This is a genomic window from Actinomadura sp. KC345 (assembly GCF_004348515.1).
Lineage (GTDB): Bacteria > Actinomycetota > Actinomycetes > Streptosporangiales > Streptosporangiaceae > Spirillospora.
In genome coordinates this window covers 45537-51583 of sequence record NZ_SMKH01000013.1, presented here as the reverse complement: position 1 = coordinate 51583, position 6047 = coordinate 45537, and the positions used below count along the sequence as shown (strand labels likewise).

Below are 6047 nucleotides of genomic sequence, written 5' to 3'. Positions count from 1 at the left end.
CCCTCCGCCCCTTCGCCCGCCAGGGCGGGGCCGAGGTCGGCGATCACGCCGGCGGGCATGGGGCCGAAGGACGTGGTGACGCCTAGGCGCGTTCCAAAAGCGGCGTGCAGGGCGGTGACGTCGCTGGATCCGTGCAGGATCTTCGGTCCGCGGCCGGACGCGGCGGACGCGTCCGCCGCCGCCTCCAGGGCGTCCCAGTCGAGGTGGTCCAGGACGCGGGTGGCGCCGTAGCCGCCCCGTGCGCAGACCACCGCGCGGACGCGGGGGTCGCACCAGGCGGCCTGGAGGTCGGCGGCCCGGCCGGCGTCGCTTCCGGCGAGCCGGTGCCAGTCGCCCCGGACGGGGCCCGGCGGCCCGAGGTTGACACGGTCGAGGGCGTGCTTTCCGACCACCGCGTCAAGGCCCAGGTCACGGAGAACGGCGCAGCCGGCCTCCAGCCGGGCGGGATCGGCGGGGCCGCTGGGAGCGATCACCGCGACCCGGTCGCCGGGACGCAATCGCCCATACCTGCGGCTTTGTCGCGTTCGCGGCAGTCCGTCGGGAATGCCGACGGCGGGCGCGTCGGCGGGTCCTTCGACCGCCTCCGCGCGGGCGCCCCCGCTGTTCAACCCGATCCCTCCTCGCACCGCGACGGATAGAGCTTGTCAGGATCCGGACGCCAGTGGAAGAGGCGCACGGTCACGACCCGCCAACAGATCATCGCCCGGTACCGAGCGCGATGCCGGCGAGGCGCGGCAGTGTCTCGCCGATCGGCCGGCGCAGCACGGCGTCGGCGAGCCCATCGTACGGCGTCTCCTCCGCGTTGATGATCACGAGGCGGGCGCCGTGGTCCACCGCCTCCAGGCAGAGGCCGGCGGCGGGCTGGACGGTCAGCGACGTCCCGACGGCCAGGAACAGGTCGCAGGAGCGGGACGCGGTGACCGCCGCGTCCAGGACGTCCTGGTCCAGGGCCTGGCCGAAGGAGATCGTCGCGGACTTCTGGATGCCTCCGCATTCCACGCAGGGCGGGTCCTCCTCGCCGGCGTCGACCCGTTCGAGGATCTCGGGCATGGGCGTGCGCAGGCCGCAGGACAGGCAGACGGCGTCCCGCATGCTGCCGTGGATCTCGATGACCGTCCCGGCGCCCGATCCGGCGCGCTGGTGCAGGCCGTCGATGTTCTGGGTGATCAGGGCGCGGAGCCGCCCGGCCCGCTCCAGCTCGACGAGGGCGGCGTGCGCGGCGTTGGGCTCGGCGTCCCACAACGGGTCGTCGCGCCGGGACCGCCAGGCGCGGCGCCGCACGTCCGGATCGGCGAGGTAGGCGCCGATCGTGGACATCGCCTCCGCCGCCGGGTCCTTCGTCCAGACGCCCTGGGGGCCGCGGAAGTCGGGAATGCCGCTGTCGGTGGAGATCCCGGCGCCGGTCAGGACCGTGATCGCCCCGGCCTTCGGCAAAAGCTCGGCGAGCGTCAGGGGAGCGTCCATCTTCCCCATGGTAGGCGGCGGCGCCCGCGGCCCGCCTCAGCCGCGCGGACGGTGCGCCGTCATCTCGGAGAGGGATGCGCGTCCGGCGGGGCGGGTCCTCGCCTAACAGATGGATATCGGTCGCCCCTTACAGAGCGTCACGGACCGAGCAGCCGCCAAAAGGTGACAAACTTGGCCCCGTATGAGGTCGACGCCGCACATCCTGGTGATCAACGGCACCAAGGTGCGCCGCCCGGTGTTCATCCTGGGCGCGCCCCACTCCGGTGCGGAGTTGCTCGCGCGCGCCGTCAAGCGCTCCCCCGGATTCCATCTGACCACGGGCCGCCCCGGCGTGCTGCGCGTCACCTACGCGTTCGCCCGGCAGCCGTCGATCGCGTCCGAGCGCGGCCAGGGGGCGGCGCGGGTGCTCCGGGACGCCTACGCCGAGGCGTGGCTGGTCTCCGCCCGCGCCTGCGCGCAGTGCCCGGACGAATGCCGCGAGCTGGCCGGGCTGCCGCCGAGGCCGCCCGCGGTCCCGGGGCGTCCCGTCCAGAACGGCGTCTCCGGGGAGCCGTGCGTGGAGCCCCGCGGGCTCGCCCGGTTCGCCGACGCCTCTCCCGACCTGATCTACAGCACCGACGTCCTGCTGGACGCCTTCCCGGACGCGCAACTCGTCCAGGTGATCCGGGACGGCCGCGACGTGGTCGCCGACATGCTGGACGACGAGCGCTGCCTGGCCTGGTTCAAGCCGGGCCTGGCCAACCTGGACACCGTGTTCCCCAACCCGTTCTTCGGGGTCGAGGACCACACCGAGCGCAACCGGTGGCCGCGCGCCGCGGCGGCCGTGAAGTGCGCGCTGCGGTGGCGGGGCTCGGTACGGCTCAGCGCGAGGCTGCGCGCGCAGGTCCCCGAGGACCAGTTGTTCACCGTCCGCTACGAGGAGCTGGTGGCCAAACCGCGCCAGGTGGGCGCGGAGCTGTCGCGGTACCTGGACGCGCCGCTGTCGAAGACGGCCATGCCGGGCCTGGTCCGCGCCGGGACGCCCGACGACGGCGACGGGGTCGGGTCGTGGCGGGACCGCCTGACGCCGCGGCAGGCCGCCCAGGTCGAGAAGGTCGCCGGGACCGAGCTGCGGCGGCTCGGCTACCGCACCGGCTCGGACGCCTGAGACCCGGGCGGCGCCGGCGCGGGCCGTGCGCTAGTCCGCGCCGAGCGGCTCGGTCTGCCGCTCCCCGTCGCGCTGGTGCGCGAACTGCGTGCGGTACAGCTCGGCGTACAGGCCGCCCTGGAGCAGCAGTTCCTCGTGGCGCCCGCGCTCGGCGATCCGGCCGTCCTCGATCACCAGGATCTGGTCGGCCTCCCGGATCGTGGACAGCCGGTGCGCGATCACCAGGGACGTCCGCCCGGCCAGGGCCGTGCGCAGCGCCCGCTGGACGGCCGCCTCGGACTCGGAGTCCAGGTGCGCGGTCGCCTCGTCCAGCACGACCACGGACGGAGCCTTCAGCAGCAGCCGGGCGATCGCGAGGCGCTGCTTCTCGCCGCCCGACAGCCGGTAGCCGCGGTCGCCGACGACGGTGTCGAGGCCCTCGGGCATCGCGGCGACGAGTCCGCCGATCTGCGCGGCCTCCAGCGCCGCGGTGATCTCCTCGTCGGAGGCGTCCGGGCGGGCGTAGCGCAGGTTCTCGCGGATGGAGTCGTGGAACAGGTGCGCGTCCTGGCTGACCACGCCGATCTCGGCCCGCAGCGATTCGAGGGTCACGTCGCGGACGTCGGCGCCGCCGATCCGCACCGCGCCCTCCGTGACGTCGTACAGCCGCGACACCAGGTGGGTGATCGTCGACTTGCCCGCGCCGGACGGCCCGACGAGCGCGATGAGCCGTCCCGGCGCCGCGGTGAAGTCGATGTCGTGCAGGACCTCGCGCCCGGGGGCGGTGTCGGGGCGCGCGATCGACTCCAGCGAGGCGAGCGACACCTCCTCGGCCGACGGGTAGGCGAACCGGACATGGTCGAACTCGAGCGCCGGCGCCGCCGGGCCCTTGGACAGGCAGGGACCCGCCTTCCCATGGGCGGCGTGCTCGGCGTCCTCGCGCGCCTCGCCGAGCGCGCGGGCGCCGTCGCGGTCGCGGATCAGCGGCTTGAGGTCGAGCACCTCGAACACGCGGTCGAAGCTGACGAGCGCGGTCATGACGTCCACGTGGACGTTGGACAGGGCGGTGAGCGGCCCGTACATCCGGGTCAGCAGGGTGGCGAGCGCGACCAGCGTGCCGAGTTCGAAGGCGCCGTTCACGACGAGGGAGCCGGCGACGCCGTAGACCATGGCCGTGGCCAGGGCCGCGACCAGCGTCAGCGCGGTGAAGAAGATCCGCCCGTACATGGCCGCGACGACCCCGACGTCGCGGACCCGCGCGGCGCGCCCGGAGAAGTTCTCCTCCTCCTCGGCGGGCCGCCCGTACAGCTTGGCCAGCATCGCGCCCGCGACGTTGAACCGCTCGGTCATCAGCGAGCCCATCTCGGCGTCCAGGACCATCTGCTCGCGGCTGACGCGCTGGAGGCGCTTGCCGACCCACTTGGCCGGCAGGACGAAGATCGGGAGCAGCAGCAGCGCGATCAGCGTGACCTGCCACGACAGGATCATCATGGTGACCAGCACCAGGACCAGGCTGATCACGTTGGACACGACCGACGACAGCGTGGTGGTGAGGGCGCGCTGCGCGCCGATGACGTCGTTGTTGAGGCGGCTGACGAGCGAGCCCGTCTGCGCCCGCATGAAGAACGCGACCGGCTGCCGCTGGACGTGCGCGAAGACCTGGCTGCGCAGGTCGTAGATGAGTCCTTCGCCGACGCGCGCCGAGTACCAGCGCTGCGCGAGGCCGAGCACGGCCTCCAGGAAGGCGAGCCCGGCCACTGCCAGGGCGAGCCAGACGACCACGCTCTGCCGTCCCGGAATGATCCCGCTGTCGATGATCGCCTTGAGCAGCAGCGGGTTGGCGACGACGATCAGCGCGGCCAGCGAGTTCAGGGTGAGGAACAGCGCGAGTTCCCGGACGTAGGGACGGGCGTACCCCGCGATCCGCCCGACCGTGCCGGGCTTGAGCTTCTGCTGGGTGACGGAGCCGTCCCTGCGGAACGAGGCCATCACCTGCCAGCCGTTGCCCGGCGTTCCCGGCATTCCCACAAGCGCCTCCGAGGTCCACTGCGCGGCCGAGGGGGAGCCGCCGCGCATGAACGTAATCAAGTAAGCATCTCAGTATCCGGCGAGGACAACGCAGGGCCGGCGGGCCGCCTTCCCGCGTCCGCTCCTGGCGTAACGGAGGAACGCCGAGCGGAGGGGACCGAGGACGGGTACGGGGCCGAGCCCGGCCTCACCCGTCCGGCGGGTCAGCGTGCGAACATCTCCCTCAGCCGGCCGATCTGCTCGCGGCGCTCGGCGGCGCTCTGCTCTTCGAGGGTGTTCCCGGCGGCCTGCCACAGCAGCCGCTTGGTCGCGACGGCCGCGCCGGGGTTCACCGCGAGCAGCGCGGCCACCAGGTCGCGCACGGCGCCGTCCAGCCCGTCGCGCGGGACGACGATCTCGGCGAGCCCGATCCGGGCCGCCTCGTCGGCGGGCACGGTGCGCGCCGTCAGGCACAGCTCCAGCGCGCGTCCGATGCCGGCGATCTCGACGAGCGGCTTGGTGCCGGTCAGGTCGGGGACGAGCCCGAGCGCGGGCTCCTTCATGCAGAACATGGCGTCGTCGGCGGCCACGCGGATGTCGCAGGCGAGCGCAAGCTGGAAGCCGGCGCCGATGGCGTGGCCGTGCACGGCCGCGACGGTGACGATCTCCGGGCGCCGCAGCCAGGTGTAGCCCTCCTGAAGCTCCGCGATGAACCGGTCGGTGCCCTCCGCGTCGGAGGCGTCGGTGAATCCCTCTCCGCCCTCGCCGCCGCCGGAGAACATGCCGAGGTCGATGCCGGCCGAGAAGCTCGGGCCCTCGCCCCGCAGGACGACGACGCGGACGCCGGCGGGCAGCGAGCGGCCGATCGCGGCGAGGCCGCGCCAGGTCGCGAACGTCATGGCGTTGCGGCGTTCGGGCCTGTCCAGCGTGACGGTCGCGACGGCGCCGTCGACGCCGAACCGCAGCCCCGCCTCGCCGAGGGCCGCCGCGTCGAGGCCGGGCACGTCGCTCCGCGCCGCCCGGTCCGTGGCCGTTTCCGGCCGTCCGTCCGTATTCGGGCCGGCACTGCCGTCCGCCATGGGCCTCCCTTTCGCTGAGCGCGACGGGCCCGCCCCGCCGTCCACGGGACGGGACCCGGCTGCCTGCCGCCGCCGCGACCGAACCCTACTCGGCCGGTCGCGACGCCGGTTCAGGCGGTGCGCTCATCCGGGGGCCGGTGTCCGTTCAGGACTTCTTGCCCCGGGTCGCGCCGCCGCGACCGCGCAGGTTGACGCCGGACTCGGTCAGAATCCGGTGGATGAAACCGTAGGAGCGGCCGGTGGCGGCTGCCAGGGCGCGGATGCTCTCGCCGGAGTCGTACCTCTTCTTCAGGTCCGCCGCCAGCTTGTCGCGCTCGGCACCGGTCACGCGGGTGCCCTTCTTAAGGGTCTCGGCCACGAGTACCTCCCGT

Annotated in this window: 6 protein-coding genes; 1 reads left to right on the top strand and 5 read right to left on the bottom strand. The window is 73.7% G+C overall.

Annotated elements, in window-relative coordinates:
* Together E1281_RS04085 and E1281_RS04080 are read right to left on the bottom strand one after the other, a co-directional pair.
* Positions 1–608 (bottom strand): LD-carboxypeptidase (locus E1281_RS04085; protein WP_243716564.1); only part of this gene is annotated, 608 nt, incomplete at its 3' end.
* 88 nt (positions 609–696) lie between these two features.
* Positions 697–1464 (bottom strand): Sir2 family NAD-dependent protein deacetylase, encoded by a 768-nt coding sequence (locus E1281_RS04080; protein WP_131875760.1) that lies wholly within the window; start codon positions 1462–1464, stop codon positions 697–699.
* Between the two features lie 181 nt (positions 1465–1645).
* Between E1281_RS04080 and E1281_RS04075 the strand changes: the two genes are divergently transcribed.
* Positions 1646–2611 carry a sulfotransferase gene (locus E1281_RS04075; RefSeq protein WP_131875759.1) on the top strand — a complete coding sequence of 322 codons (966 nt, stop codon included), beginning with the start codon at positions 1646–1648 and terminating at the stop codon, positions 2609–2611.
* A 30-nt stretch (positions 2612–2641) separates the two neighbouring features.
* Here the strand turns inward: E1281_RS04075 and E1281_RS04070 are convergent, their stop codons facing one another.
* The 3 genes from E1281_RS04070 to E1281_RS04060 all read right to left on the bottom strand — a co-directional run bounded on the left by E1281_RS04070 (position 2642) and on the right by E1281_RS04060 (position 6034).
* Positions 2642–4612: an ABC transporter ATP-binding protein gene (locus E1281_RS04070; RefSeq protein WP_131875768.1), complete on the bottom strand. Its 1971-nt coding sequence runs from the start codon at positions 4610–4612 to the stop codon at positions 2642–2644.
* Between the two features lie 209 nt (positions 4613–4821).
* A complete protein-coding gene (locus tag E1281_RS04065; protein WP_131875758.1) occupies positions 4822–5676 on the bottom strand; it encodes an enoyl-CoA hydratase/isomerase family protein in 855 nt (284 codons plus the stop codon).
* Positions 5677–5821: 145 nt separating this feature from the next.
* Positions 5822–6034, bottom strand: a complete 213-nt coding sequence (locus E1281_RS04060) for a helix-turn-helix domain-containing protein (protein WP_021596738.1) — start codon at positions 6032–6034, stop codon at positions 5822–5824.
* Between the last annotated feature and the right edge of the window lie 13 nt (positions 6035–6047).

Bases quoted from the DNA above. Each gene is read 5' to 3' on its own strand.
- E1281_RS04075 (WP_131875759.1), top strand. From the start codon at position 1,646: ATGAGGTCGACGCCGCACATCCTGGTGATCAACGGCACCAAGGTGCGC.
- E1281_RS04070 (WP_131875768.1), bottom strand. From the start codon at position 4,612: ATGCCGGGAACGCCGGGCAACGGCTGGCAGGTGATGGCCTCGTTCCGC.
- E1281_RS04080 (WP_131875760.1), bottom strand. From the start codon at position 1,464: ATGGACGCTCCCCTGACGCTCGCCGAGCTTTTGCCGAAGGCCGGGGCG.
- E1281_RS04065 (WP_131875758.1), bottom strand. From the start codon at position 5,676: ATGGCGGACGGCAGTGCCGGCCCGAATACGGACGGACGGCCGGAAACG.